The organism is Acidovorax sp. AC410 (assembly GCF_979253235.1).
This window is the reverse complement of the sequence record NZ_CEEDCG010000001.1, coordinates 634203-659397: the sequence shown is the minus strand read 5'-3', so window position 1 is coordinate 659397 and position 25195 is coordinate 634203. Positions and strand designations below refer to the sequence as shown.

Genomic DNA, 25195 nt, shown 5'->3' with positions numbered 1-25195 from the left:
ATGCCATCCCGCATCGATTTCACCCGCCCCCAGGAACCCGGCGCGCAGCGCCTGCGCCATGCCTTCGGCCCGCCGCGCACCGTGCTGGTGGCGCATGCGCTTGACGAGGTGCGCGGCGTGCTCGATGCCGTGCATGCGGCGGCGCAGGGCGGTGCCTGGTGCATCGGCTATGTGCGCTACGAGGCCGCGGCGGCCTTCGATGCCGCGCTTGCCACCCATGGCGCCAACGGGCCGCTGGCCTGGTTTGCCGTACACGATGCGGCCCTGCCCTGGCCGGACGAGGTACCAGAGCAGGGGCCCGCCGAGATCGCCTGGGCAGCCGGCCTGCCGCGCGCCGAGTTCGATGCCTGCCTGGCGCGCATCCAGCAGGCCATCGCCGATGGCGAGGTCTACCAGGTCAACTACACCGCGCCGCTGCAGGGCCGTGCGCAGGGCAGCGCCCAGGCGCTGTTCGAGGCGCTGCACCGCACCCAGCCCGAGGGCTACTGCGCGCACATCGATGCCGGCGATACCCAGGTGCTGTCGGTATCGCCCGAGCTATTCTTCGACTGGACCACCGATGCGGCGGGCGGCGACATCCTTGCGCGCCCGATGAAGGGCACGGCGCCGCGCGGCGCCACGGCCGAGGCCGATGCCGCGCAGGCCGAGCACCTGCGCACGGCGCCCAAGGAGCGGGCCGAGAACGTGATGGTCGTGGACCTGCTGCGCAACGACCTCTCGCGCATCGCGCAGCCGCACAGCGTGCGCGTGCCGCGCTTGTTCCACACCCAGGCCCTGCCCACCGTGTGGCAGATGACCTCCGACGTGCAGGCCCGCACCCGGGCCGGCACCACGCTGGCCGAGGTGTTTGCCGCACTGTTCCCCTGCGGCTCGGTCACGGGCGCGCCCAAGGTGCGCGCCATGCAGCTGATCCGCGATCTGGAGCCCGCGCCGCGCGGCGTGTACTGCGGCGCCGTGGGCGTGGTGCGCCCGCACGGGCCACCGGGCCAGGGCGGCGTGGCAGCCACGTTCAACGTGCCCATCCGCACCGTGGTGCTGGAAGGCACTCAGGACACATTCGCCTCCACCTGCGGCATCGGCAGCGGCATCACCTCGGGCGCCGAGGCCGAGTCCGAATGGCACGAATGGCGCCACAAGCGCGCCTTCGTGGAGCGCGCCAGCGCCGCGTTCGACCTGCTCGAAACCCTGGCGCTCGAGGGAGGGCAGTTCCGCCACCTGGGCGAGCACCTGGCGCGCATGGCCGGGGCCGCCGCGCACTTCGGCTACGGGTGGGACGCAGGCCGCGTTCATGCCTGCCTGCAGGCACTGGCCGCGCAGCACGCCAGTGGCGCCTGGCGCGTGCGCCTGCTGCTGGACAGCCGGGGCGCACCCCGCGCCGAGGCCTTCGTGCTGCAGCCTACGCAGGTGCCCGTCTGCCTGCAACTGGCCGGCCGCGCCTTCGACGAGGCCGACAGCGAATTCGTGCGCCACAAGACCACGCGCCGCGCGCACTATGCGGCCTTCGCACCCACGGCGCCCGGCGTGTTCGACACGGTGCTGTGGAACCGTGCGGGCGAGATCACCGAGAGCACCTTCGGCAACATCGCCCTGCGGCTCGATGGCCGCTGGGTCACGCCGCCGCTGGCCTGCGGCCTGCTGCCCGGCGTGGGGCGGGCCGTGGCCCTGCGCGAGGGCCGCGTGGCCGAGACCGTGGTGCGGATTGACGACCTGCCGCGCGTCGATGGCTGGGCCTTCATCAACAGCCTGCGCGGCTGGCTGCCCGCCCAATTGCTGGCCTGAGCACAAGCCTGGGCCGCGCGCGCCTGCCTGTGCATATACACCAGGCTGTGCGGGCATCGCTATGCATGCTTATTTCCCGCACTGGCATGCAAGGGTTTACCCCAGCACTGTCACACAGGCTTTTTCTAATGGACCCAGCGCCTCACCACGGGGTGCCGACCGGTGAGATGCGTGCCCTGTGGCACGCCCATGCTCCCGGTGATCTGCCCATTTCGAAGAAGTGATGAACTCCATGAAACTCAAGCTCCTTGCCCTCGCGGCCCTGACCCTTGCCGCCGGCGCCCATGCGCAGTCCAGCGTCACCCTGTTTGGCGTGGTCGACGCCTCGGTGGTGCGCATGTCCAGCAACACCAACAGCGTCACCGGCCTGTCCAGCGGCGGCCAGTCCAGCAGCCGCCTGGGCTTTCGCGGCGTGGAAGACCTCGGTGGCGGCCTGAAGGCCGGCTTCTGGCTCGAAGGCGGCCTGGCCACGGACAACGGCACGGCCGCAGGCTTTCGCTTCGACCGCCGCTCCACCGTGAGCATCTCGGGTGGCTTCGGTGAAGTCCGCCTGGGCCGCGACAAGTCGCCCGCCTACCTGAACATCGAGACCTTCGATCCCTTCGGCGATTCCGGCGTGGGCGGCAACAACGGCGCCAACATGGTGGGCAGCGCCACCTCGGCCGCCGGCACGCCCGAAGGCAGCGCCCCCAAGCGCACCAGCAACGGTCTGAACTACCTGCTGCCCGAGCTGGGCGGCTTCTACGGCCAGCTGCAGTACGCCCTGGGCGAGCAGTTGTCCAACCAGGTCAACGACCGCATGGGCAACTCGCTGGCCCTGCGCGCTGGCTACGCCAACGGCCCGCTGAACGTGGCCCTGGCCTTCGGCGAGACGCGCGGCGGTGCCGCCACTGCCAACGCGGTCGACTACAAGTCCAGCAACGTCGGCGTGTCCTACAGCTTCGGCGTGGTCAAGCCCATGGCCCTGTTCGCCACCGAGCGCGGCAACGGCCGCCGCGTGGACATGTACACCTTGGGCGCCACGGTGCCGCTGGGCGTGGGCGAGCTGCGTGCCTCGTACGTCAACTTCAAGCGCAAGGACGTGAACAACGCCGACTCGCAGAAGTTCGCCATCGGCTACGGCCACAACCTGTCCAAGCGCACGCAGCTGTACGCCACCGTGGCGCGCATCAGCAACGACGGCGCCGCCACGCGCGGCCTGGCCGTGTCGTCCTCGTCGCTGGGCAGCCCGACCATCGGTGCCGGCAACGACGTGACAGGCTACGAGTTCGGCGTGCGCCACACGTTCTGACGGGGGATCGGGCCGGACCACCTGTTGCAGCGGGTGGTGCGGTTCCAGGTCCGTGCTGTGCGCCTTTCACCTGGTGGGGATGCGAGGGGGGCGCAGCACGGACTTTTCCTCCGCGACAGGAACGACAAAGCCGCCCAGGGCCATGCCCTGGGCGGCTTTGTCATTGGGGACTGCCTGCCCGGCAGATTCTTACAGCTTTTCCTTGGCGTACGAGCCGCGGTCCATGTCCACGATCTCCACGCTCAACTGCACCAGCACGCCCTGCGGCTTGGGCGTGAGTTCGCGCAGCACGCCGGCGATCAGGTCCGACAGCTCCTTCTTGGCCTCGGGCGTGCGGCCCGAGAGCACGCGCAGCTGCGCATGCACGAAGGCGCGCTGCGCCGGTGCGGTGCCGATCTCGAAGCTGTCGGCCACCACGAAGCGGGTCTTGAGGTCCAGCTCGTCCAGCACCTGGGGGTGGGCGCACAGCGCGGCATTGAGCGCGGTCAACGCTTCGGCCTCGGGGTAGTGCGGCAGGTTGCCGGAGTACTCGACGATGAGATGGGGCATGGTGGTTCCACGAAAAATCGGTGCACCCGGCAGAGGGCCGGTGCGGTGGGCGAAGACGCCACGGGGTGCGCGGCGCAGGGCCTACCAGTTTATCGGCTTATCGGGGTGGTGCCGGGGTGTCGTTGGACTGCACGAAGCCATGCAGCGCCCGCAGCATGGCCATGGGGGCCTCGATCTGCGGCCAGTGGCCGATGCCATCGAGCGCGACCACGTCCGCATGGGGGACCACCTCGCGGTAGCGCTGTGCCATGTGGGCGCCCGAGTTGGGGTCGGCGCTGCCGTTGATCAGGCGCACGGGCACCGCCCCGGCCACCAGCGGTGCCACCAGGCGATCGCGCAGGGCCATGCGCTCGATGTAAAAGCGCCCCAGCTGGTGCGAGATGCGCCGCCCCTGGCCATGGTTGAGCAGGGCCCAGAAGTCATCGAGCAACCCGGCCGCGGGTTGCGTGCGCGCGCCGAACAGGCCCGCCACCGTGCGCTCGAACGCGCGCCGCGGAATGCGCGGCCCCACCCACCGGCCCAGCGGGGACGAGAGCAGGTGCTGTATCGGGCGCGGGGCATACGCTTCGGGGCACACGCCGCCATTGAGCAATACCAGCGAGGCGATGCGGCAGCCCGCCTGTGGGTCTTCCACGCGGCGCGCCAGCATCTCCTGCGCGACGCTCACGCCCAGGTCGTGGGCGACGATGTGGCAGTGTTGCACGCCCCGCTGCGCGAGCAGGGCATCGAGCAGATCGGCATGGTCTTGTATGCGGTAGGCGTGCGCCTGCGGCTTGTCCGAAAAGCCCATGCCCAGCAGATCGGGTGCGATCACGTGGTAGCGCGCCGCCAGCGCGTTCCACACGCCATGCCAGTCGTAGGAGCTCGTGGGGTAGCCATGCACCAGCAGCAAGGTGCTGCCCTGGCCCGCCTCGGCGATGAAGAGGCGCTGGCCGCGTACCGTGGTGAACCTGCCCTGGCCGTGCCAGCGCTGCAGGGCGGGGGTCAACTGGTCCATGCCGCACGCACCAGGAGCAAGGTGGCCGCGAGCTGGCACAGCAGGGTCAGCGCGTGGGCCGCCTGGCGCCAGGGCAGGCGGCGACCGAAGGCCGCCGTGCAGTAGAGGATGCGCGCGAAGATGAACACGCCGCAGACTGCGGCCAGGGCGCTGGCCCGCGTGCCGTCGGCCTGTGCCAGCGCCAGCACGAGCAGGCCGAACAGCAGCGACTGCTCCAGCGTGTTGCCATGCGTGCGCACCGCCACGGCCAGGTCTTGGTGCCCGCCATCGCCCCAGGTCTGGCGGTGGCGCATGCGCAGGCGCGAGACCTGCAGGGACAGGGCGGTGAGCAGCAGGGCCAGTACCGAGAGGGTGGTCGATGCGATGGTGAGGGAGTGGGGCATGTCGAAAAGTGGGCGTATGGGTGCATCAGGAAGTGGTCCGCCCAAGCTTAAAAATCCGCGCTGCCGCTGCCAATAGCACCAAAGGGCAGGTGGGGTGGCCGCTCTGGCCATCCCTGTCCGGTTCACGCGGCCGCGTGGCTTTGCAGGAAGGCGCGCAGCTTCATGGGCGTGATCGGCTTGGGCAGCAGCGGCAGGCCGGCGGTGGCGGCGCGGGCCTGCAGCTCGGGCGTGGCCTCGGCGGTGACCAGCAAGGCTGGCACGGCATGGCCGAAGGCGCTGCGCAGGGCCGCGATGGCGCCCAGCCCGTCCACGCCCTGCGGCAGGTGCCAGTCCACCACCAGGGCGTCTGGCCGCGCATGCGCAGGCCACTGCTGCTGCAGCGCCTCCTGCAGGCTGGCGGCCGCCGTGACCTCACAGCCCCAGCCCTGCAACACCTCGGTGAGGGCCCTGCGCGAGCCCGCGTCGTCCTCCAGCACCAGCACCCGCTGCACCGTTGGCGCGGGCGGCTGCTGCGGCCTCGCATCCTCCGATGCTGCCGTGGCCACAGGCAGGCTTGCGGGCACGGCTGGCGCCTCGGCGGCCAGCGGCAGGCACAGCGCGAAGCGGCTGCCCTGGCCCGGTTGCGACTGCACGCTGAGCTCCAGGCCGAGCAGGGCGCACAGGCGCCCGGCCGTCGCCAGCCCCAGGCCCAGCCCCTGGCCGCGCTCGCGCGCCGGGTGGCCGACCTGGTAGTGCTCGTCGAAGATGCGGGGCAGCTCGGCGGCATCGATGCCCACACCCGAGTCCTCCACGCTCACCTCCACCAGGGCGCCTTGCGCGCTGGCCTGCAGCCGCACGAAGCCTGCCGGCGTGTAGCGGATGGCGTTGGAGACCAGGTTGGACAGCACCCGTGCCAGCAGCGCGCGGTCGCCTTGCACCTGGGCGGTGGTGGGCTGCGCGCTGAACACCAGGCCCTTGGCCTGGGCCTGCACCGCGAAGGTGCCCGCCAGCTCGTCGAACAGCGACTGCAGCGCAAAGCGCGTCGGGCGGGGCGTGATGGAGTGGGCGTCCAGTCGCGACAGCTCCAGCAGCCCCTCCACCAGGGCGCCCATGCTGGCCGCGCATTCCATCAGGGTGGTTGCCAGGTAGTCCACCCGTTCGCGCGATGCGGGCTGCTGCAGCGTGTAGGCCAGCAGCTGCATGGCATTGAGCGGCTGGCGCAGGTCATGGCCCACGGCGGCGAGGAACTGCGCCTTGGAGGTGTGGGCCGCCTCGGCCTCCTGGCGTGCCAGCCGCGTGGCCTGGTTCTCGCGCTGCAACGCGGCAATCAGCTCCTGGCGCTCGCGCTGCTGGGTGGCGGCCTGCGCGATGGTGCGGGCCTGGGCCCGGCCGGCATGCCAGACATACAGCCCCATCAGCACGGCACCCAGCGCCAGCAGGGTGTGCAGCGGCTGCGCCACGAGCAGGTCGCGCGCCGCCAGCGGACCGAACACGCCCGCTGCATAGGCCGCCAGCGCGGGCAGATGGTGGGCCAGGTGGGCCACGCTGCCCAACACCACGGCGGCCAGGCCGATGTGCAGGGCCACCTCGGCCACCAGGTTGGCGGGCGCCAGCAGCACCCAGCTGCCGATGCCCCAGGCCAGGGCCTGCGCCAGTGCGCTCACCACCACCCAGCGTGCCCAGAAGGCCGGGCGCGTGCCGGGTGCCGCGGGGCTGCGCCGGTAGGCCATGCCCAGGGCGATGCGCAGGCCGCGCACGGCCACAAACGCCGCCAGCCAGAGCGCAATGGCGGTGGCCGGCACCTCGCGCCAGAACAGCACGCTCAGGAAAAAGGCCTCCACCACGCCCACCAGTGCGGACAGGGGTGCGCCCCGGTACAGAGTGTCCAGCGCCTGGGCGTCGGGCAGCCCACCCGGTGCCGCCGCGGCCATCTAGAGCAGCCCTTTCTCGCGCGCCAGCGCCACCAGGTGCGTGCGATTGCGTGCCTGCAGTGCGCCGAGCAGCGCCGTGACATGCAGCTTGACGGTGCGCTCGGCAATGCCCAGCACCTGCGCGATGCGCTTGTTGGGCTGGCCCTGGGCCACCAGCAGCAGCACTTCCATCTGCCGCGCCGTGGGGCCTGCCGACCCATCCGCGGCTGCCGCGGGCAGCGGGCCGAACACCAGCCCCCCGGCTGCGACGGTGGCCAATGCAGCGGCCATGGCATGCACGGGCTGCGACTTGCCGAGGAAGCCGCTGGCACCCGCGTCTCGCGCGGCCGCCTGCAGGGCCGGGTCCTCGTCGCCCGAGATCAGCACCCGGGCCACCAGCGGAAACTGCCGGGCAAAAAGCGCCAGCCCCTGCAGCCCGCTGTGGGCCCCCAGGCGCTGGTCGAGCAGCACGATGTCCAGCCCCGGCTGGCCTGCGGCAACCCGTAGGCCTTCCTCCAGCGTGCAGGCCGTGTCCACGCGGGTGCCCGGCCAGGCATGGGCCAGCGCATGGGCAAAGCCGACGCAGAACAGGGGGTGGTCGTCCACCAGCAGCAGTTGGGGCATGGTGCGGATTGTGTGGCAAGCCAAGGCGGCTGCGGCATGGGGTGGCCGTGCGCTGGTGCCGATCCTTATGGTTGACATGGGGCAAGGGGCTCTCCCCTTCGGGGTTCTCCAACCAGGCGTTGCTGTACAGAATCGCGGCAGCCTGGGGCGGTCTCCGGGCTGGCTGCGCACGCCTCTTTGCGTTGTTGTTTCACCACCCTCCTTCCGCCTGCCTGCCCGTTTTCGATTGGACAACGCCGAAGGTGCGCGTGCGCGTGCCCTGGGCGGCAGCGGTGTCTACCACCCTCGTCTTCAATATAACCATGACACACCAGAAATTGATTCGACGCGTGACCTTTGCCTGCCTTGCGCTGTGCGCCACCCTGGCGAATGCCCAGGGCCCGCACGCCCACTGGGAGTACAAGGGCAAGCATGGCGCAGCCCATTGGGGCGCGCTCGAACAGGGCTTCGAGGCCTGCGCCCGCGGCACGGCCCAGAGCCCTGTCGACATCCGCAAGACGGTGAAGGAGGCGCTGCCGGCGCTCGACTTCCAGTACGCATCCGGGGCACCCACCCTGGTCAACAACGGCCACACGGTGCAGGTCAATGTACCGGCCGGCAGCAAGCTGGTGGTGGGCGGGAAGACGCTGGAGCTGCTGCAGTTCCACTTCCATACGCCCAGTGAGGAGGCCGTGGGCGGCAAGCGCGCCGCGATGGTCGCCCATTTCGTGCACAAGGCCGAAGACGGCGGCCTGGGCGTGGTGGCCGTGCTGATCCAGCCGGGCAAGAAGAACCAGGCCTGGGAACCCATCTTCGCGCACCTGCCGCGCGTGGGTGAGCAGGTCACGGTCGATGGCCTGGCGCTGCACCCCGCCGCCCTGCTGCCGGAAAAGCACGGTTACTACAGCTTCGAGGGTTCGCTGACCACGCCGCCGTGCTCGGAAGGCGTGCAGTGGATGGTGCTCAAGGAGCCCGTCAAGCTCAGCGCGCAGCAGATCAAGTCGTTCCGCAAGGTCTACAGCGCCAACGCGCGCCCCCTGCAGCCTCTGCACGGGCGCGTGATCAAGGAAAGCACATGAAGCGAAGCACCCCCTGAGTCGCTTCGCGCCTTCACCCCTCTCTCGTCTCGCTGCGCGAGTCGGGAGGGGGACGCCCCCAGTGCGGCGGGGCGGCCCTTGCACGGGGGCGCTGGCCTCGGCCGTGCCATTTTCATGCGCAGCGCCCGGGGCGTTGAGACCTCAGACCTGTGCTGTCGCCGTGCATTCTGCGGCGTGCCGGTGCAGCGCCTGCAGCAGCTGGTCGACGTCGTCTGCGGTGTGCGCGGACGACAGCGCGATGCGCAGCCGCGCCGTGCCGGCCGGCACCGTCGGCGGGCGGATCGCGGGCACCCACAGGCCCTGTGCCCGCAGGCTTTCCATCACCGCCAGCGCGGCTTCGTTGCTGCCGATCACCAGCGCCTGCACGGCGGTGTCCGAGGGCAGCAGGTGCCAGCCCAGCGCCGCCGGCAGGGCGGTCAGCCCGCTGCGCAGCTGCGTGATGCGCGCGCGCAGCTGCTGGCGCCGGTCATCGGCCGCCGCGATCAGCTCCAGGCTCTTGCTCAAGGCGCTGGCCAGCAGCGGCGGGGCGGCCGTGGCGAAAATGTAGGTGCGCGTCTTCTGCAGCAGCCATTCGATCAGCGCGGTATCGCCTGCGACAAAGGCTCCGGCCACGCCCGCGGCCTTGCCCAGCGTCGCCATGTACAGCACCCGCCGCGATGCGGCGGCCCCGCTGAGGCCGGCCTGCGCCAGGCTGCCGCGCCCCTGTGGCCCCAGCACGCCGAAGCCATGGGCGTCGTCGAGCAGCAGCAGCGCATCGAAGCGCTCGCACAGTGCCAGCAGCGCCGGGATGTCGATGAGGTCGCCGTCCATGCTGAACACGGCGTCGCTGACCACCAGCTTGCGCCGCGCGGGGCTGGCGGCCAGCGCCGCCTCCAGCGCCGCCAGGTCGGCATGCGGGTAGCGGTGGATGGTGGCGCGCGACAGGCGTGCACCGTCGATCAGGCAGGCGTGGTTGAGCGCGTCGGAGAACAGCGCGTCGCCCTGGCCCACCAGCGCCGGGATGATGCCGGTGTTGGTGGCATAGCCGGCGTAGAAGTACAGCGCGCGCGGCAGCTGCACGAAGGCCGCCAGTTCATGCTCCAGCGCGGCGTTGGCGGCGCTGTGCCCGCTGACCAGGGGCGAGCCGCCCGAGCCCACGCCGAAGCGGTGCGTGGCCTCGCGCGCGGCCTCGGCCAGCGCCGGGTGGCCGGCCAGGCCCAGGTAGTCGTTGCTGCAAAAGGCCAGCATGGGCTGCCCGTCTACCAGCAGCCGCGCGCCGCCTGCGGGCTGCACCACGCGGCGGCGGCGCAGCAGGTGGGCGCGCTCGATGTCGGCCAGGCGCGTCGGAATCTCGTCGAGCCAGGAGGCTGTCGGCGCGTTCATTGCCAGTCCCCGGGCAGTTCGAAGGCCAGGCTGCGCGCCTCGGGCACGGCCTGGTGCGGCACCTCGGCCAGCAGTGGGGCCTGCAGCCGTGCGCGCAGGTAGGCGATGTTCTCGTCCGCGGCCAGCATCGCGGGGTCCACGCGGTTGGCCACCCAGCCGGCCAGCGTGAGGCCGCGCGCGCGGATGGCCTCGGCCGTCAGCAGCGCATGGTTCAGGCATCCCAGGCGCAAGCCCACCACCAGCACCACGGGCAGGGCCAGGGCCTGGGCCAGGTCGGCACCGGTCGAGGTGTCCGACAGCGGCACGTGAAAGCCCCCGGCACCTTCGACCACCACCGCATCGGCCTCGGCCGCCAGGGTCTGGTAGCTGCGCACGATGGCCGCGATGTCGATCTGCACGCCCGCGCGGGCCGCCGCGATGTGGGGCGACAGCGGGTCGGGCAGCAGCACCGGGTTGTCCAGCGCCGCGGGCACGGCCACGGTGGACGCCGCGCGCAGAGCGATGGCGTCTTCGCTGGCCCAGTCGCCGGCCCAGGGCACCACACCGGCGGCCACCGGCTTCATGCCGACCACGCGGCGGTGGTGCCGCGCCAGCGCGTGCAGCAGGCCGGCGGACACCAGCGTCTTGCCCACACCGGTGTCGGTACCGGTCACAAAGCATCCAATCATCAACAGGTTTCCTCTTGCAGGGTGGCGTTCAGCGCGTCGAGCGCGCCGCTGGCCAGGCAGTCAACCGCCTCGCCGTCGAGCACATAGGGTGGCATGGCATACAGCGTGTTGCCGATGGGGCGCAGCACCAGGCCGCCGGCCATGGCGTGCTGGTGGTAGCGGCGCGAAAAATCGGGCAGGGTGGTGGCGATGTCCCAGGCCCAGACCATGCCCAGGCGGCGCGCATGGCGCACGCGCGGATGGCGGGCCAGGGGCACGCAGGCGGTGTCGATGCGCTGCGCCAGCGCCGCGTTGGCCTTGAGCGCATCCAGCTGGTCGAACAGCTCCAGCGTGGCCAGGGCCGCACGGCAGGCCAGCGGGTTGCCGGTGTACGAGTGCGAGTGCAAAAAGCCGCGCGCCACCTCGTCCGCATAGAACGCCTGGTACACCGTGTCCGTGGTCAGCACCGCCGACAGCGGCAGGGTGCCACCCGTGAGGCCCTTGGACAGGCAGACGAAGTCGGGCCGGATGCCCGCCTGCTGGTGCGCGAACATGCTGCCCGTGCGGCCGAAGCCCGTGGCGATCTCGTCCACCACCAGGTGCACCTCGTAGCGGTCGCACAGTGCGCGCGCCAGGCGCAGGTACTCCGGGTCGTGCATGGCCATGCCGGCCGCGCACTGCACCAGGGGCTCCACGATCAGCGCGGCGGTGTCGGCATGGTGTTCGGCCAGCCAGGCGTCAAGGGCGGCGGCGCTGCGCCGCGCCACGTCCTCGGGCGTTTCTGTGGGCGCGGCCTGGCGCGCATCGGGGCTGAGTACGGTGGCGGCCAGGCGCACCAGCGGGGCGTAGGCTTCGCGGAACAGCGCGATGTCGGTCACCGCCAATGCCCCCACGGTCTCGCCGTGGTAGCCGCCAGCCAGGCCCACGAAGCGGCTCTTGCCCGGGCGGCCCGTGTTGCGCCAGTAGTGGGCGCTCATCTTGAGCGCGATCTCGGTGGCAGCCGCTCCATCGCTGCCATAGAACGCATGGCCCAGGCCCGTGAGTGCAGAGAGGCGCTCCGACAGCTCGACCACCGGGGCATGGGTGAAGCCGGCCAGCATCACATGGTCGAGCCGCTCCATCTGGTCGGCCAGGGCGGCCTTGATGTGCGGGTGGCTGTGGCCGAACAGGTTGACCCACCAGGAGCTGATGCCATCGAGGTAGCGCCGGCCATCGGTGCCGTAGAGCCAGGGGCCTTGCGCGCGTGCAATGGCCACGGGCGGCTGGGCCTCGTGCCGCTTCATCTGCGTGCAGGGGTGCCAGACATGGGCCAGGCTGCGGGCGACCAGGTTGTCGCCGGTTGCCGGGGTCATCGGTGCCGTGGTCATGCTCACACGGCCTGCGTGGGCACCGCGTGGCGCAGCGCGGTCTGGCGGTTGTGCCCGTCCACGAACACCAGTTGCGGCACATGGCCGGCCACCTGCTCCTCATGCACCTGGGCAAAGGCGGCAATGATGATGAGGTCGCCCTGGCTGGCGCGGCGCGCGGCCGAGCCGTTCACCGAAATCATGCCGCTGCCGCGCTGGCCCTTGATGGCATAGGTGACGAAGCGCTCGCCGTTGTTGATGTTCCAGATGTGGATCTGCTCGTTCTCGGCGATGTTGGCGGCGTCGAGCAGGTCTTCGTCGATGGCGCACGAGCCTTCGTAGTGCAGCTCGCACTGGGTCACGGCTACGCGGTGGATCTTGGATTTGAGCAGGGTGCGGAACATCGGCTTCCTCGGGTTGAAGTCAGGGAGGTGTGGCGGGGGCCTGCCACGCAGACGGGGCGCAAACTCAGTGCGCAGCGAAGTCGAGCGCGCAGCTGTCGCCCAGCGCCTCGCGCCAAACGCGCACGCGGCTCACGCGCGGGCGCAGTTCGGCAGGCAGGGCCTGCGCGATGAAGAGGCACAGGTTCTCGAGCGTGGGAGTGCCCAGCCCGGGCACCTCGTCGAGCATGTGGTGGTCGAGCTGCTCGCGCACCACCTCCAGCCCCCGGCGCAGCAGGCCGAGGTCCAGCACCATGCCGGTAGCGGGGTCGCGCGGGCCGCTGAGCGAGACCTCGGCATGGTAGGTATGGCCGTGGATGCGGCGGCTGCCTTCGGCCTCGATCTCGCGGCGCAGGGTGTGGGCCGCGTCGAAGAAGAAGCGCTGGGAAATCGTGAACTGCATGGCAAACAAAACAGGGGACTAGCGGATACCGCTGATCTTGTGGGTCTGCAGGCTTAGCCGCCACACTGGCTGCTCCATGCAGGTGGCGATGCACAGGGCGATGTGGGCGGCCTGGTCGGGCCCGTCCATGGGCTGCAGGAAGCGCTGGGCGAACTGCCCGGTGGCGGCGATGGCCGCCAGGTCCATGCCGGCCTGGGGCCAGACGAGCTTGAGCTCCTGGCCCTGCTGCTGCACCCAGGGCGCGCCGGCCTTGGGGCTCACGCACAGCCAGTCGATGCCCGGCGGCGCGGCCACGGTGCCATTGGTCTCCACGGCAATGCGGAACTGCCGTGCGTGCAGGGCGTCGATCAGGGCCGCATCGACCTGCAGCAGGGGCTCGCCACCCGTCAGCACCACCAGGCGGTGATCGGCATCGTGGGCCGGCCACTGGGCTGCAATGCGCTCGGCCAGGGCATCGGCCGTGGCGAACTTGCCACCCAGGGTACCGTCGGTGCCCACGAAATCCGTATCGCAGAAGCGGCAGATGGCGCTGGCGCGGTCGGCCTCGCGGCCGGTCCAGAGGTTGCAGCCGGCAAAGCGGCAGAACACGGCGGGCATACCCGCCTGCCCGCCTTCGCCCTGCAGGGTGTAGAAAATTTCCTTGACGCTGTAGGTCATACTTTGTCAGGCCACCGGCGGCACGAGGATGGTGGGGGCCGCAGGGGCGGCCAGCTCGGGGTAGTCGCGGCTGAAATGCAGGCCCCGGCTCTCGCGGCGCATCTGCGCGCTGCGCACAATGAGCTCGGCCACCTGCACCAGGTTGCGCAGCTCCAGCAGGTCGCGCGTGACGTGGAAGTGCGAGTAGAACTCGTGGATCTCGCCCTGCAGCAGCGCGATGCGGTGGGCCGCGCGTTCGAGCCGCTTGTTGGTGCGCACGATGCCCACGTAGTCCCACATGAAGCGGCGCAGCTCGTCCCAGTTGTGCGAGATGACCACGCATTCGTCGGCATCGGTCACGCGGCTGTCGTCCCACTGGGGCAATTCAGGCAGCGCCACGGCGGGCGCCGCAGCAATGGCCTGGGCGGCCGCGCGGGCGAACACCATGCACTCCACCAGCGAGTTGCTGGCCAGCCGGTTGGCGCCGTGCAGGCCCGTGCAGGCCGTCTCGCCGATGGCGAACAGGCCCGGCAGGTCGGTGCGCCCCGAAAGATCCGTGAGCACGCCGCCGCAGGTGTAGTGCGCGGCCGGCACCACGGGGATGGGCTCCTTGGTGATGTCGATCCCCAGCTCGGCACAGCGCGCGAGGATGTTGGGGAAATGCTCCTGCAAAAATTCCGGGCTCTGGTGCGAGATATCGAGGTGTACGCAATCGAGGCCGCGCTTTTTCATCTCGTAGTCGATGGCGCGGGCCACCACGTCGCGCGGTGCCAGCTCGGCGCGCTCGTCGTGCTGCGGCATGAAGCGCGTGCCGCCGGCCGCTGCCGGCAGCTTGAGCAGGCCACCCTCGCCGCGCACGGCCTCGGTGATCAAAAACGACTTGGCGTGCGGGTGGTACAGGCAGGTTGGGTGGAACTGGATGAACTCCAGGTTCGCCACGCGGCAGCCCGCACGCCAGGCGGCCGCGATGCCGTCGCCCGTGGCGGTGTCGGGGTTGGTGGTGTACAGGTAGACCTTGCCCGCGCCGCCCGTGGCCAGGATGGTCTGCGGCGCGCGGAAGGTGATGACCTCGTCGGTGGCCTCGTCGAGCGCGTACAGGCCGAGGCACCGGTCGGAGCCCTTGGCGCCGAGCTTGCGTGCCGTGATCAGGTCCACCAGCGTGTGCTGCTCGAACAAGGTGATGCCCGGCGTGGCGCGCACCACGTCGATCAGGGTGCGCTGCACGGCCGCACCGGTGGCGTCGGTGGCGTGTACGATGCGCCGCGCACTGTGGCCGCCTTCGCGCGTGAGGTGCAGGGCGCCGTCCTCCCGCGAAAACGGCACGCCCAGCTGCTGCAACCAGGCAATGGCCTCGGGCGCGTTCTCCACCACGAAGCGCGTGGCGGCCAGGTCGCACAGGCCGGCCCCGGCCACCAGGGTGTCGTCCACATGGGCGCCAAAGCTGTCCCCATCGGCCAGCACGGCAGCAATGCCGCCCTGGGCCCAGGCACTGGCACCGTCGTGCAGCTGGCGCTTGGTGACCACCGCCACGCGGTGCGTGGGCGCCAGGTGCAGTGCTGCCGAGAGGCCGGCGAGGCCGCTGCCTACGATGAGAACGTCGAAGTCGTGAGATGCCATGGCGTGCAGAATGGGTGAGGTGAGACCATGGCCGCCCGCCATGGCCGGGGTCCGGCGGCGGTGATCAGGCGGGGGTGTACGCCAGGCGCACGTAGATCGGCGCAAAGGCCTCGGCCTGGGTGATCTCGATCAGGGTTTCCTTGGCCAGCTCCAGCAAGGCGATGAAGGTCACCACCAGCACGGTGCTGCCGCGCTCGGGCTCGAACAGCTCTTCGAACTCCACGAAGCGGCGGCCCTGCAGCGTCTTGAGCACCATGCTCATGTACTCGCGCACCGAGAGTTCCTCGCGCGTGATCTTGTGGTGCTGCACCAGCTTGGCGCGCTTCATGATGTCGCGCCAGGCCTCCTGCAGCTCCACCACGTGTACGTCGGGAAAGCGCGGCTGCAGGCTTTGCTCGATGTAGACCTGGGCCTTGAGGAAGTCGCGCCCGTACTGCGGCAGCTGCGACAGGCGCATGCCGGCCATCTTCATCTGCTCGTATTCGAGCAGGCGGCGCACCAGCTCGGCCCGGGGGTCCACCGGCTCCTCGCCCTCGGCCTGCTTCTTGGGCGGCAGCAGCATGCGCGACTTGATCTCGATCAGCATCGCCGCCATCAGCAGGTACTCGGCGGCCAGCTCCAGGTTGCGGCTGCGGATCTCGTCCACATACGCCAGGTACTGCTTGGTCACCCCCACCATGGGGATATCGAGGATGTTGAAGTTCTGCTTTCTGATCAGGTACAGCAGCAGGTCCAGCGGCCCTTCGAAGGCTTCAAGGAAGACTTCGAGCGCATCGGGCGGGATGTACAGGTCGGTGGGCAGGGCGAACAGGGGCTCGCCGTACAGGCGCGCCAGGGCGACCTGGTCCACCACGTCGGGCATGCCCTGGTCCTGGACCGCGGCATCGGCTTCGCTCGCGCTGTTCATCAATTTGCTATGAAATAAAGAGCTTCAAACGCTTTGTGAAAAAGCGATGGAAGCCGTTTTCATGCGGAAAATTCGCTCAGTCGGCGTTGGTCTGGTAGACGTAGGGCTTTTGCTCGACCTGGCCTTCGCGGTACTCGCCCCAGATCTTGCGGTCCACCTGCTTGTCCCACAGCAGGGCGCGGCCAGCCACCTGCTGGGCGTCCAGTTCGGGCCGGCTCGCCTTGAGCTGGTTGATGAACTGCGTGGTGTCGGATTGGTAATCGGGGCGGCGGAAAATGGACATGGACTGGTAACCTCTTTTCCTTGATTTTACCGGGATGACCCCATGCCCCCATTTTTTCGTGCTCTGGCAGCCGCCGTCGCCACCCTGGCGCTGCTCGCCGCCGCCGGCTGCGATCCCCAGCGCATCAGCGAACTGCAGCCCGGCGTGTCCACCGAGGCGGACGTGCGCGACCGCTTCGGCGTGCCCGAGAACACCTGGAACGAGGCCGATGGCAGCCGCACCTTCGAGTACAACCGCCAGCCCGCCGGCCAGGTCAACTACATGATCGCCATCGGGGCCGACGGCAAGCTGATCGCCGTGCGCCAGGTGCTCACGCCCGAGAACTTCGCCCAGGTGCAGCCCGGCATGGGCATGGACGCCGTGCGCCGCCTGCTGGGCAAGGCCGCCAAGGTGTCGCCGTACCCGCTCAAGGACGAGATCCACGTGCAGTGGCGCTTTGCCAACGCGCGCAACGAGCCGCAGGTGTTCACCGTGGTCCAGGGGCCGGGCGCGAAGGTGCTGCGCACCGAGACCGGGCCCGACCTGGATGCCCCGGAATTCAAGGGCGGCAAGTAGCCACTCATACATTGATGCCGGTACTGCCTTGCGCGGCCAGCCGGTCGGCAAAGCCCGAGCGTTCCATCAGCGAGCGCGGCTGTTCGTGCAGATGCACGATCTGCAGGTGGCCGCCGCGCTGTGCCACCGCCTTGAGCACCTGGCCGAGGGCATCGAGGCCGGTGGTGTCCAGCGCCACGAGCTCGCTGGCGTCCAGCACCAGGTCCACACCGGCGGGGCCGGTCTCCACCGCCTGCACGATGGGGTCGATCTTGGCCGCCGCGCCGAAGAACAGCGCACCGTGCAGGCGCCAGGTCTGGGTGGCCCGCCCTGGCGTTGCCGTGGCAGGCGGCTGCAGCTCGGCCCTGAACAGCCCACTCATGCGCCGCACGAACAGCGCGCAGGCCATGAACAGGCCCACTTCCACCGCCACCGTGAGGTCGAACACCACGGTGAGGAAAAAGGTGCCCAGCATCAACAACCGGTAGTGGTTGCTGAACTGGCGCAGGCGCACGAACTCGTGCCACTCGCCCATGTTCCAGGCCACGAACAGCAGGATGCCCGCCAGCACCGCCAGCGGGATGTGCAGCGCCAGGGGGGCGGCGGCCAGCACGATCAGCGCCAGCGTGGCGGCATGCACGATGCCGGCGATGGGGGAGGTCGCGCCCGAGCGGATGTTGGTCACCGTGCGCGCAATGGTGCCGGTGGCCGGCATGCCGCCGAAGAAGGGCACGACCAGGTTGGCCAGGCCCTGGGCCATGAGCTCCTGGTTGGGGTCGTGCTTGCGGTGGTGGCTGTCGGTGGCCAACTGGTCGGCCACGCGGGCGCACAGCAGCGATTCGATGGCGCCCAGCAGGGCGATGGTGAGCGTGGGCGTGACCAAGAGGCGCACCGTCTCCCACGAGAAGTCGGGCAGCGCGAAGGCCGGCAGGCCCTGCGGAATGCCGCCAAAGCGCGAGCCGATGGTCTCCACCGGGAACTCCAGCGCCCAGGTCAGCAGGCTCAGCGTGACCAGGGCCACCACCGGCGCGGGCACGCGCGCGAAGCTGCGCACGCGGTAGCCGTCCATGAGCCGCACCACGGGCGAGCCCTTCATGAACAGCCGCGGCCAGACGAACAGGCCCGCCACGCACACGGCGCCCAGGCCGAAGGCGTAGGGGTTGAAGCTGTCGATGTGGCGCGCAATGGTGCCCACCTGCGAGAAGAAGTCGCCCGGCATGCGCGCGATGGACAGGCCCAGCCAGTCCTTGAGCTGCGAGAGCGCGATCAGCACGGCGATGCCGTTGGTGAAGCCGATGACGATGCTCACCGGCACGAAGCGCACCAGCGTGCCCAGCCGGAACAGGCCCAGCAGCACCAGCAACACGCCGGCGCAGGCGGTGGAGATGAGCAGGTTGGCCACGCCATAGCGCTCGACGATGCCGTAGACAATGACGATGAAGGCCCCCGCCGGCCCGCCGATCTGCGCATTGGTGCCGCCCAGGGCCGAGATCAGGAAGCCGGCGATGATGGCCGTCCACAGGCCCGCGCCGGGTGGCAGGCCGCTGGCGATCGCAAAGGCCATGGCCAGGGGCAGGGCGACGATGCCGACGGTGATGCCCGCGCCCACATCGGCCAGGCAGCGGCTGCGGTTGTAGCCGCTCAGGGCATCGATCAGCCGCGGGTGGAAGGCGAAGGACAGCTGCATGGCAAGGAGGGCACCAGTGTATTCCCCGGCACCGCAGGCGCAATGCCGGGACACCCATGTCGCACGGGGGTGCGCAGGGTACCGGGGATGCAAGCATTTCCTGTGCCGGCCGCTGCCGATCGGTTCTGGCGCAGTGCTTGCTTGCACCCATGGACTCTGCACTGCCCCACGGCCGCTGTATCCTGACGAACCGACCCATGCCCGATCCTTCCACTTCACCCCTCGAACCCGACGCCCCCGAGTCGCTGCGCCACGGCACCTATGAGGACGCCCAGGCCATCTTCGCGGGCACGCTGTTCGTGGCCATGGCGCTCATGCTGTTCAACCAGGCGGGCTTGCTGGTGGGTGGCACGGCGGGCATCGCCTTCCTGGCGCACTACGTCACCGGCATCTCGTTCGGCAAGCTGTTCTTTCTGGTGAACCTGCCGTTCTACTGGTTCGCCTGGACGCGCATGGGGCGCGAGTTCACGATCAAGACCTTTCTGTCGGTGGCGCTGCTCTCGGGGCTGACCGAGCTGTTCCCCCACGTCATGCACGTGGACTACCTCAACCCCTTGTTCGCCTCGCTGCTCGGCGGGCTGCTGCTGGGCACGGGCTGCCTGTTCCTCGCGCGCCACCGCTCCAGCCTGGGCGGCGCCACCGTGCTCTCGCTGTACATGCAGGACCGCTACGGCGTGCGCGCCGGCAAGGTGCAGATGGGCATCGACTGCGCCGTGGTGCTGATGGCACTGTTCATCGTGCCGCCCGAGCGGGTCGCGTACTCGGTGCTCGCGGTGCTGGTGATGAGCGGCTTCCTGTGGATCAGCCACCGGCCAGGCCGCTACGTCGGGCACTGACGATCAGAACCGGTACAGGTAGCCAGCTACCACCGCCGGCTGGCTGGACTTGTCGACCAGCGGGCTGTTCCGGATGGCGCTGCCCAGCCGGGTGCTGCTCAGGTCCACGAACACCCACTGCCGCGGTGCCAGGGTGTAGCCCACGCGCACGCCGGCCTGCAGGTTCACGGCCGAGCTGCCCTCATAGGCCGGGCGGCCCAGTCGGGCCTCGGTACCCTCGACGCCATAGTAGTAGTCCACATATTTGCGGTCCTGCTGCTGCACCTGCACGCGCGGCGTGATGTCCCAGGCGCCCTGCTGGAAGCGGCGCTCGGCCTTGAGCGTGAATTGGCGCCCCTTGCTGTGGCCCGAGGCATCGGCCAGCAGCTCGGCCGACAGTTGCACCGGCCCGGTGTCCCAGGTCGCTGCCGCGCCCAGCCAGAGGCTGCTCTTGCGCTCGTGCATGCCGGCCAGCCAGGGCGAGTCCTCGGCCTCGTAGCCGTCGAAGCCAAAGCGCGAACGCAGCCGCAGGCCCACGGGGCCCAGCGAGGGCAGCTTGAGGTCCACGCCCGGGCCGGCAATCTGGATCCAGCGGTTTTCATAGGTGAGCAGGGGCAGCGGCTGCAGCTTGTCGTCGAAGTCGCGGTAGGGCTTGCGGTCTGCGGCCACGGCCAGGCCCAGGCCCAGGCCCCAGGAGGAGGCGGCGCCTGCCTCCTGGGCCTGGAGGCTGGCGGGCGCCAGCAGGGGCAGTGTGGCGGCCAGTGCCGCCAGGGGGCGGAGGATGGAATGCGGGAGGCGAAGCGTCATGGTCTCAATTTCCACAAGAAGAAGGGGATACGGGGCAGGGCAGGCCTGCGTGGACAGGGGGCCGCCGCGGTGGTAGCTTTGCCGCAGCGTGCCGGTGGACTGTAGGAAGGCTTTCTTAGCCTGCGGTTAGCCCCATGGATGGTCAGGGCAGGCGCTGCTCATGGCGGGCTAAGAAACCCGCGCTACGCTGTGGCCAGCCCTGTTCTTTCGAGGAGACCCCGTTGCGCGCATTGCTGGTGGAAGACGACGACATGATCGGGCGCAGCCTCACGCACGCCCTCAAGGGCGCGGGCTGGTCGGTGGACTGGGTGCGCAATGGCGAGCTGGCCCACAGCGCCCTGGCCGATGGCGACTACAGCTGCGTGCTGCTGGACCTGGGCCTGCCCGGGCTGGACGGCACCGAGGTGCTGCGCCGTGCGCGGGTGCGCGGCGACCTCACACCGGTGGTGGTGCTCACGGCGCGCGACGGGGTCGAGGACCGCGTGCTCGGGCTCGATACCGGGGCCGACGACTACCTGCTCAAGCCCTTCGAGATGAGCGAGTTGCTGGCACGCATGCGCGCCGTGGTGCGCCGGCGCAGTGGAGCCGCCCAGTCCCTGGTGGGCAACGGGGCGGTGCAGCTGGACCTGGCCACGCGCGAGGTGCTGCAGGGCGGCGTGCGCGGTGCCCTCACGGCACGCGAATTCGCGCTGCTGCATGCGCTGCTGGAGCGGCCCGGCGCCATCCTCTCGCGCGAGCAGCTCGAAAACCGCATCTACGGCTGGGGCGAGGAGGTCAGCAGCAACGCCGTGGACGTGCTGATCCACGGCATGCGCCGCAAGCTCGGGCCCGATGCCATCCGCAACGTGCGCGGCCTGGGCTGGCGGGTGGCGGCGCCATGACGGGCACTGTGCCCGAGGCGGGCGCGCGCTGGTACCGCCCCCGGTCGCTGCGCGGGCAGATCGTGCTGTGGCTGGCGCCCTGGATCCTGGCGGGTGCCGTGGTGGCGGGCGGGGCTTTCTGGGCCAGCTACAGCGCGCTCATCCACACCTTCATGCAGTACCAGATGGAGATACTGGCGCGCTCGCATCTGGCCGGCGGGCCGGTGCGGGCGGGCCCGGCAGAGGCTGCGGTCGAGCCGCTGCCCCTGCTCAGCCGCACCAACATCGTGGAATGGGGCGCCTTCGTCGTGCAGGTATGGTCGGCCGACGGGCGCCTGCTCGCCACATCCGGCCCCGACATCGGCGTGCCCCTGCAGGCCGCGCCCGGCCACCAGCGCTTGCGCACCAGCGACGCCTGGGCACCGGGGTGGCGCGTTTACACCACACCCGCGGCCGGGCCGCACCCGCACCGCGTGCAGGTGCTGCAAAGCGAGCAGTTCCTGCAGGAAGAGGTGGCTGTGCGCACCCTGTACGCCATCGTGCCCCTGGCCCTGCTGGTGCCCGCGCTGCTGTTCACGCTGTGGCGGGTGGTGGGGCGCGCGTCGCGCTCGCTGCGCACCGTGGCCGACGAGGTGGCGCAGCGCAACGACCGCAGCCTGGGCGCCATTCCCATGGGCCGCGTGCCCGAGGAGATCGTGCCGCTGGTCGGCTCGTTCAATGCTCTGCTGGAGCGCCTGGACGAGGCCTTTGCCGCCCAGCGTCGCTTCGTGCAGGACGCCGCGCATGAGCTGCGCACCCCCATGGCCGCCATGGCGCTGCAGATGGAGAACTTGCAGCCGCTGCTGCCCCCGGGCGAGGCGCAGCAGCAGTTTGCCCAGCTCGATGCCGGCATGCGCCGGGCCCGGCATTTGATCGGCCAGCTGCTGCGGCTGTCGCGCCAGGAGGCACCGGCGTCCACGGGGCTGGCTGCCCAGCCACTGGACATCACGGCCCTGCTGCGCGAGAGCGTGGGCCAGCTCATGCCGCTGGCGGACCAGCGGCGCATCGAGGTGGGTTTCAGCGGTGCCTGTGCCGTGCTCGTCGACGCTGTGGCCAGCGACCTGCGCAGCGTGTTCGACAACCTGCTGGACAACGCGCTGCGCTACACCCCCGAGGGCGGCAGCGTCGAGGTGCGCCTGCACCCGCTGGTGAGCGGCCCGGTGGTGGACATCATCGACACCGGCCCTGGCATTGCGCCCGACCTGCTGGAGCGGGTGTTCGACCGCTTCTTTCGGGTGCCCGGTGCCGCCGCCGACGGCAGCGGCCTGGGCCTGGCCATCACCCGGGCCGCAGCGCTGCGCCAGGGGCTGCGGGTGGAACTGCTGGCGCGCGACGATGGTGCGGTGGGTCTGGTGGCGCGAGTGCACCTGCTCGCTCATTCAGCGGTAAGTCAGGGCTAATACCCGCCTGAGTCGCGCTTTCTAGAGTGGATGGACTCCCATCCTCTCAAGGTATCTGCGATGAAAACACGCATCTTTTTTTCCTCCCCCGCCCTGGCCTGGTCCTGGGGCTTGCTGGCGCTGTCGGCGCTGGCCATCGGCGCGGTCTCGCTGCGCTACGCGCTGCCCGGCATGCCCTTGCCGTCGGACCTGCCCAGTCTCGCGCTGTCGCCCCGGCCCTTCGTCGTGCATGCGGTCAGCGCCTCGCTGGCGCTGGTGCTCGGGCCGCTGCAGTTCGTGCCGGCCTGGCGCGCGCGCTTTCCAGCCCTGCACCGCTGGGTGGGGCGTGCCTATGTGCTGTCGATTGCCGTGGCCTGGCTGTCGTCGCTGCCGCTGGCCGTGAACGCCATGACGGGCGCGGTGGCCGCCGCCGGCTTCTTCGCGCTGGGCCTGGCGTGGGTGGTGACGACCGGCATGGGCCTGGCGCGCGCCCTGCAGCGGCGCTTCGCCGAGCACCGGCGCTGGATGCTGCGCAGCTTTGCGCTCACGGCCGCGGCCATCACGCTGCGCATCTACCTGGGCGCCAGCATGGCCGCCGACATCGACGAAGCGCTGTCCTACCCCTTCATCGCCTGGCTGTGCTGGGTGCCCAATGCGCTCGCGGCCGAGTGGTACCTGCGGCGCAAAGGGGGGGCGCAGCGCCCGCAGGCGCTGCAATTCCAGTAAAGATCAGCGCACGCGCATGCCCGGCGTGGCGCCCGGCCAGGGGTTGAGCACGTAGATGCCGGGGTTGGCCTTCTCGTCGCCATGGCTGGCGGCCAGCACCATGCCCTCGGACACGCCGAATTTCATCTTGCGCGGTGCCAGGTTGGCCACCATCACCGTGTGCTTGCCGATCAGCTCGGCCGGCTGGTAGGCGCTGGCGATGCCGCTGAACACGTTGCGCGTGCGGCCCTCGCCCACGTCCAGCGTCAGGCGCAGCAGCTTGGTCGAGCCTTCGACGGGTTCGCAGTTCACGATCAGCGCGATGCGCAGGTCGATCTTGGTGAAGTCGTCGATGCCGATGGTCGGCGCCAGTTCCTCGCCGCCGGGAGCGGTCACTTCAGGCGCTGCCTCTACAGGCTGCGCCGGGGCTTCGAACAGCGCGTCGAGCTGCTCGGGCGCCACGCGCTGCATCAGGTGCTGGTAGGGAGCGATGGCCTGCACGTCGCCGGCCACGGCCCAGCGCTGCATGTCGCTGCCGACAAAGCCTTCTACCGCGCGGGCCAGGCCCGGCAGCACGGGCGCCAGGTAGCGTGTAAGCACCGCAAAGGTGTTGATCAGCACCGAGCACACCTGGTGCAGGGCTTCGTTGTTGGCCGCGTCCTTGGCCAGGTCCCAGGGCTTGTTCTGGTCCACGTAGGCGTTGACCTTGTCGGCCAGCAGCATGATCTCGCGCGTCGCCTTGCCGAACTCGCGCGCCTCATACAGCTGCGCCAGGCCGTCGCCGGCGCTGCGCACTTCGGCCAGCAGGGCCGCGCCATCGGCGCTGAACTGCGTGGTGAGCTTGCCGTCGAAGCGCTTGGTCAGAAAACCCGCTGCACGGCTGGCGATGTTGACGAACTTGCCGATCAGGTCGCTGTTCACGCGCGCCATGAAGTCGTCGGCGTTGAAGTCGATGTCTTCGTTGCGGTTGGACAGCTTGGCCGCCAGGTAGTAGCGCAGCCACTCGGGGTTCATGCCCAGGCCCAGGTACTTGAGCGGGTCCAGCCCGGTGCCGCGGCTCTTGCTCATCTTCTCGCCGTTGTTGACGGTGAGGAAGCCGTGCACGAACACGTTGTCGGGCGTCTTGCGGCCGCTGAAATGCAGCATGGCGGGCCAGAACAGCGTGTGGAAGGTGACGATGTCCTTGCCGATGAAGTGGTACTGCTCCAGGGCCGGGTCGGCCATGTAGGCGTCGTAGCTCTCGCCGCGCTTCTCCAGCAGGTTCTTGAGCGAGGCCAGGTAACCCACGGGCGCGTCGAGCCAGACATAGAAGTACTTGCCCGGCGCGTCGGGGATCTCGATGCCGAAGTAGGGCGCGTCGCGCGAGATGTCCCAGTCGCCCAGGCCTTCGCTGGTCGTGCCGTCCGGGTTGGTGCGGACGGTGAACCACTCCTTGATCTTGTTGGCCACTTCGGGCTGGAGCTTGCCGTCCTGGGTCCAGTTTTCGAGGAACTCCACGCAGCGCGGGTCCGAGAGCTTGAAGAAGAAGTGCTCCGAGCTCTTGAGCTCGGGCTTCACGCCCGACAGGGCCGAGAACGGGTTGATCAGGTCGGTGGGCGCGTAGACCGAGCCGCAGACCTCGCAGTTGTCGCCGTACTGGTCCTTGGCGTGGCACTTGGGGCACTCGCCCTTGATGAAGCGGTCGGGCAGGAACATGTTCTTCTCGGGGTCGAAGAACTGCTCGATGGTGCGGGTCTCGATCAGCGAGCCGTCGGCACGGTCACGCAGGTCGCGGTAGATCTGGCGCGCCAGCTCGTGGTTTTCCGGGCCGTCGGTGCTGTGCCAGTTGTCGAAGCTGATGTGAAAGCCGTCCAGGTACTGCTTGCGACCGGCGGCGATGTCGGCCACGAACTGCTGGGGCGTCTTGCCGGCCTTCTCGGCCGCGATCATGATGGGTGCGCCGTGCGTGTCGTCGGCACCAACGAAGTTGACCGCGTTGCCCTGCATGCGCTGGAACCGCACCCAGATGTCGGCCTGGATGTATTCCATGATGTGGCCGATGTGGAAATTGCCGTTGGCGTAGGGCAGGGCGGTGGTGACGAAGAGTTTGCGTGCGGAGGACGGCATGGGACGGACTTTCTCAGGCGGAACCCGCGATTTT

General features: G+C 69.8%; 25 protein-coding genes. 8 read left to right on the top strand and 17 right to left on the bottom strand.

Annotated features, from left to right (window positions below):
• Both AC0IZS_RS02935 and AC0IZS_RS02930 read left to right on the top strand, forming a co-directional pair.
• A complete protein-coding gene (locus AC0IZS_RS02935; RefSeq protein ID WP_471634273.1) occupies nucleotides 1-1779 on the top strand; it encodes a chorismate-binding protein in 1779 nt (592 codons plus the stop codon).
• A gap of 232 nt (nucleotides 1780-2011) precedes the next feature.
• Complete coding sequence (locus AC0IZS_RS02930; protein WP_471639458.1) at nucleotides 2012-3070, top strand: porin; 1059 nt, start codon at nucleotides 2012-2014, stop codon at nucleotides 3068-3070.
• A gap of 189 nt (nucleotides 3071-3259) precedes the next feature.
• Here AC0IZS_RS02930 and AC0IZS_RS02925 read toward each other — a convergent pair whose 3' ends face one another.
• The 5 genes from AC0IZS_RS02925 to AC0IZS_RS02905 all read right to left on the bottom strand — a co-directional run bounded on the left by AC0IZS_RS02925 (nucleotide 3260) and on the right by AC0IZS_RS02905 (nucleotide 7512).
• A complete protein-coding gene (locus AC0IZS_RS02925) occupies nucleotides 3260-3619 on the bottom strand; it encodes a 5-carboxymethyl-2-hydroxymuconate Delta-isomerase (protein ID WP_057201879.1) in 360 nt (119 codons plus the stop codon).
• 97 nt (nucleotides 3620-3716) lie between these two features.
• A complete protein-coding gene (locus AC0IZS_RS02920) occupies nucleotides 3717-4616 on the bottom strand; it encodes an alpha/beta fold hydrolase (RefSeq protein ID WP_471634272.1) in 900 nt (299 codons plus the stop codon).
• A complete protein-coding gene (locus AC0IZS_RS02915; RefSeq protein ID WP_471634271.1) occupies nucleotides 4604-4999 on the bottom strand; it encodes an MAPEG family protein in 396 nt (131 codons plus the stop codon). The genes AC0IZS_RS02920 and AC0IZS_RS02915 overlap by 13 nt, the downstream gene beginning before the upstream one ends.
• 122 nt (nucleotides 5000-5121) lie before the next feature.
• The gene (locus AC0IZS_RS02910; protein WP_471634270.1) at nucleotides 5122-6909 is read right to left on the bottom strand and encodes an ATP-binding response regulator; all 1788 of its coding nucleotides are present in this window, start codon (nucleotides 6907-6909) and stop codon (nucleotides 5122-5124) included.
• Nucleotides 6910-7512, bottom strand: a complete 603-nt coding sequence (locus tag AC0IZS_RS02905) for a response regulator transcription factor (RefSeq protein WP_471634269.1) — start codon at nucleotides 7510-7512, stop codon at nucleotides 6910-6912. It abuts the gene before it with no gap.
• A 302-nt stretch (nucleotides 7513-7814) separates the two neighbouring features.
• Between AC0IZS_RS02905 and AC0IZS_RS02900 the strand changes: the two genes are divergently transcribed.
• The gene (locus AC0IZS_RS02900; protein ID WP_471634268.1) at nucleotides 7815-8570 is read left to right on the top strand and encodes a carbonic anhydrase; all 756 of its coding nucleotides are present in this window, start codon (nucleotides 7815-7817) and stop codon (nucleotides 8568-8570) included.
• Nucleotides 8571-8729: 159 nt separating this feature from the next.
• Here the strand turns inward: AC0IZS_RS02900 and bioF are convergent, their stop codons facing one another.
• The 9 genes from bioF to AC0IZS_RS02855 form a co-directional block, all read right to left on the bottom strand.
• A complete protein-coding gene (bioF, locus tag AC0IZS_RS02895; RefSeq protein ID WP_471634267.1) occupies nucleotides 8730-9950 on the bottom strand; it encodes an 8-amino-7-oxononanoate synthase in 1221 nt (406 codons plus the stop codon).
• Nucleotides 9947-10618, bottom strand: coding sequence for a dethiobiotin synthase (gene bioD, locus AC0IZS_RS02890; protein ID WP_471634266.1), 672 nt, complete (start codon nucleotides 10616-10618; stop codon nucleotides 9947-9949). The genes bioF and bioD overlap by 4 nt, the downstream gene beginning before the upstream one ends.
• Nucleotides 10618-11964, bottom strand: a complete 1347-nt coding sequence (bioA, locus tag AC0IZS_RS02885; protein ID WP_471634265.1) for an adenosylmethionine--8-amino-7-oxononanoate transaminase — start codon at nucleotides 11962-11964, stop codon at nucleotides 10618-10620. Before bioA ends, bioD begins: the two co-directional genes overlap by 1 nt.
• Nucleotides 11965-11966: 2 nt before the next feature.
• The gene (panD, locus tag AC0IZS_RS02880) at nucleotides 11967-12347 is read right to left on the bottom strand and encodes an aspartate 1-decarboxylase (RefSeq protein WP_471634264.1); all 381 of its coding nucleotides are present in this window, start codon (nucleotides 12345-12347) and stop codon (nucleotides 11967-11969) included.
• Between the two features lie 64 nt (nucleotides 12348-12411).
• A complete protein-coding gene (locus AC0IZS_RS02875) occupies nucleotides 12412-12786 on the bottom strand; it encodes a 6-carboxytetrahydropterin synthase (protein WP_471634263.1) in 375 nt (124 codons plus the stop codon).
• Between the two features lie 18 nt (nucleotides 12787-12804).
• Nucleotides 12805-13443, bottom strand: coding sequence for a 7-carboxy-7-deazaguanine synthase (gene queE / locus AC0IZS_RS02870; RefSeq protein WP_471634262.1), 639 nt, complete (start codon nucleotides 13441-13443; stop codon nucleotides 12805-12807).
• Nucleotides 13444-13449: 6 nt separating this feature from the next.
• The gene (nadB, locus tag AC0IZS_RS02865; RefSeq protein WP_471634261.1) at nucleotides 13450-15039 is read right to left on the bottom strand and encodes an L-aspartate oxidase; all 1590 of its coding nucleotides are present in this window, start codon (nucleotides 15037-15039) and stop codon (nucleotides 13450-13452) included.
• Nucleotides 15040-15103: 64 nt separating this feature from the next.
• Nucleotides 15104-15946, bottom strand: coding sequence for a segregation and condensation protein A (locus AC0IZS_RS02860; protein ID WP_471634260.1), 843 nt, complete (start codon nucleotides 15944-15946; stop codon nucleotides 15104-15106).
• A 76-nt stretch (nucleotides 15947-16022) separates the two neighbouring features.
• Entirely contained in the window at nucleotides 16023-16229 is a 207-nt protein-coding gene (locus tag AC0IZS_RS02855; protein WP_007861239.1) for a DUF3460 family protein, read from the bottom strand.
• Between the two features lie 42 nt (nucleotides 16230-16271).
• Here AC0IZS_RS02855 and AC0IZS_RS02850 point away from each other — a divergent pair, with 42 nt between their 5' ends.
• On the top strand, nucleotides 16272-16784 hold the full coding sequence (locus AC0IZS_RS02850; protein ID WP_471634259.1) for an outer membrane protein assembly factor BamE: 513 nt from the start codon (nucleotides 16272-16274) through the stop codon (nucleotides 16782-16784).
• Nucleotides 16785-16788: 4 nt separating this feature from the next.
• Here the strand turns inward: AC0IZS_RS02850 and AC0IZS_RS02845 are convergent, their stop codons facing one another.
• Nucleotides 16789-18450 (bottom strand): SulP family inorganic anion transporter, encoded by a 1662-nt coding sequence (locus tag AC0IZS_RS02845; RefSeq protein WP_471634258.1) that lies wholly within the window; start codon nucleotides 18448-18450, stop codon nucleotides 16789-16791.
• Between the two features lie 197 nt (nucleotides 18451-18647).
• Here AC0IZS_RS02845 and AC0IZS_RS02840 point away from each other — a divergent pair, with 197 nt between their 5' ends.
• On the top strand, nucleotides 18648-19286 hold the full coding sequence (locus tag AC0IZS_RS02840) for a YitT family protein (protein WP_471634257.1): 639 nt from the start codon (nucleotides 18648-18650) through the stop codon (nucleotides 19284-19286).
• A 3-nt stretch (nucleotides 19287-19289) separates the two neighbouring features.
• On the opposite strand, the gene AC0IZS_RS02835 is transcribed toward AC0IZS_RS02840, so the two are convergent.
• Nucleotides 19290-20072, bottom strand: a complete 783-nt coding sequence (locus AC0IZS_RS02835) for a MipA/OmpV family protein (protein ID WP_471634256.1) — start codon at nucleotides 20070-20072, stop codon at nucleotides 19290-19292.
• Between the two features lie 221 nt (nucleotides 20073-20293).
• On the opposite strand from AC0IZS_RS02835, the gene AC0IZS_RS02830 reads away from it, so the two are divergent.
• The 3 genes from AC0IZS_RS02830 to AC0IZS_RS02820 are packed head-to-tail and all read left to right on the top strand — an operon-like array spanning nucleotide 20294 to nucleotide 23076.
• Nucleotides 20294-20953: a response regulator gene (locus AC0IZS_RS02830; RefSeq protein WP_471634255.1), complete on the top strand. Its 660-nt coding sequence runs from the start codon at nucleotides 20294-20296 to the stop codon at nucleotides 20951-20953.
• Nucleotides 20950-22371 (top strand): sensor histidine kinase, encoded by a 1422-nt coding sequence (locus tag AC0IZS_RS02825; protein WP_471634254.1) that lies wholly within the window; start codon nucleotides 20950-20952, stop codon nucleotides 22369-22371. Before AC0IZS_RS02830 ends, AC0IZS_RS02825 begins: the two co-directional genes overlap by 4 nt.
• Before the next feature lie 60 nt (nucleotides 22372-22431).
• Nucleotides 22432-23076, top strand: a complete 645-nt coding sequence (locus tag AC0IZS_RS02820; protein WP_471634253.1) for a DUF2306 domain-containing protein — start codon at nucleotides 22432-22434, stop codon at nucleotides 23074-23076.
• A gap of 3 nt (nucleotides 23077-23079) precedes the next feature.
• Here the strand turns inward: AC0IZS_RS02820 and metG are convergent, their stop codons facing one another.
• Nucleotides 23080-25161, bottom strand: a complete 2082-nt coding sequence (metG, locus tag AC0IZS_RS02815; RefSeq protein ID WP_471634252.1) for a methionine--tRNA ligase — start codon at nucleotides 25159-25161, stop codon at nucleotides 23080-23082.
• Nucleotides 25162-25195: the final 34 nt, after the last annotated feature.